The sequence below is a fragment of the Mesorhizobium sp. M7A.F.Ca.US.006.04.2.1 genome, assembly GCF_004022915.1.
In the GTDB taxonomy this organism is placed as follows: domain Bacteria; phylum Pseudomonadota; class Alphaproteobacteria; order Rhizobiales; family Rhizobiaceae; genus Mesorhizobium; species Mesorhizobium ciceri.
Window position 1 is genome coordinate 1 of sequence record NZ_RZQA01001165.1, and the last position, 1,493, is coordinate 1,493.

1 protein-coding gene and 2 pseudogenes are annotated in these 1,493 nt (G+C 63.8%); all 3 read right to left on the reverse strand.

Annotated features, from left to right (window positions below; genetic code table 11):
• Positions 1-418 (reverse strand): annotated as a pseudogene (locus tag EN925_RS35425) (acyl-CoA dehydrogenase); the annotation flags it as partial.
• A 29-nt stretch (positions 419-447) separates the two neighbouring features.
• Complete coding sequence (locus EN925_RS35430) at positions 448-1,236, reverse strand: alpha/beta hydrolase (protein ID WP_013533082.1); 789 nt, start codon at positions 1,234-1,236, stop codon at positions 448-450.
• A gap of 12 nt (positions 1,237-1,248) precedes the next feature.
• A pseudogene (locus tag EN925_RS35435) lies at positions 1,249-1,493 on the reverse strand (Zn-dependent alcohol dehydrogenase); the annotation flags it as partial.

Genomic DNA, 1,493 nt, shown 5'->3' on the forward strand with positions numbered 1-1,493 from the left:
CACCGTCGACCTTCTTCAGCATGCCGAGCGGCGCCCCCTGTCCCGAGAAACGGTTGTCGGAGCCCGGCGCGAACAGCCGCTCGACCGCGCTGTCCGGCAGAAAGGCAGCCGACATCGCGCCGATGCAGCAATGCACCATGGAAACCCAGCCGGCCGCCCCGGAGTGCCAGGTGATCGCCGCCAGCAGTTCGAGACCCTCGGTGGGTCGCAACTGCGCACCGCCGAGGCTCTCCGCGGCAAAGATATGCGACATGCGCAGCGGCTTCAGCAGCTCGAACGTGGCCGCAGTCAGTTCGCCATTCTCCTCATCGGCGGTGGCGTTGGCTTCCAGGACCGGTCCGATCTCCGCGATCTTCCTGAGCAAGTCGCGATAGTCGGTGGTCGTCCCCCACGAGCTGTGCTTGATGGGTTTGTTCATCGTGTTCTCCTCCTCCTTTTCAAATGCGATCAGCCGGCGAAGAAATCGCCGATCTTCCTGAGCGTTTCGGGTTTCTCCTGCATGACGAAATGGCCGGCCTCCTCGACGAGGATCAGGCGTGCGTCGGGCAGCGCCTCGACGAAGAGCGGAGCCTGTCCCGCCGGCAGCATACGGTCCCTGGTGCCCCAGACGACCAGTGTCGGATTGGCGATGCGCGCCAGAAAGCGCCGCAGGTTCGGATGCCCCATGCCGAACGGCGCCAGCAGCCGGCCGAGCGTCTCGCCTTCGCGGGCGCGATCGGCGCCGAAGGCCTCGGCAAAGGCGGCGTCGGAACCATCCGGGAAGTAGCGCAGCGCCACCGAGACGTCTTGCGCCAGATAGGCCGGCAACTCCTGCGGCGCGACCGCGCCGAGATCAGTGGCCGGATATGCGGGGTCGTTGAGCCCTGCCGGCGCGATCAGCACCACCTTGTCGAAACGCTCGCGCGCAAGGCCAGCGAGTTCGGTCGCCATCCAGCCGCCCATGGAAAAGCCGATGAGATGAGGCTTCTCCGGCAGACGGAGAACATCGAGCAGATTCAGATAGTGTAAAACCATGTCGGACATCGTAGCGACATGCGGCGCCGGGCCAGAAAAGCCGAAGCCCGGATGGCTCGGGCAGAGCACGCGGAAACGGTCCGCGAGGCCCTCGGCAAAGTCGAAGCCTTCAAGCGTCGAGGCGCCGTGCAGGAACAGCACGGGCTTGCCTCTACCGATGGCCATCACCACCGTTTTCGTGCCATCGATATCGTATTCGAGCGTTTCGAATTGAACGGCCATTTTTCACTCTCCTCAAACAAGGTCCGGCTGGATCAGCACTTTGCATTGCGTGGTGCGGCGGCGAAGGCTCTCGAATATCTGCGGAACCGGCGAGAGGTCGATCCGGTCGGTGATCAGAGCTTGCGGTGCGAAAGGTCCGCCTCGAAGCGCATCGAGGGCGACGCCGAATTCGTTGCGCTGATGGAAGAAGACCGAAAACAGCAGGTTCACTTCCTTCGTCAGCGCAACGAACGGGTCCCACTGGTCTCCGCCAATGC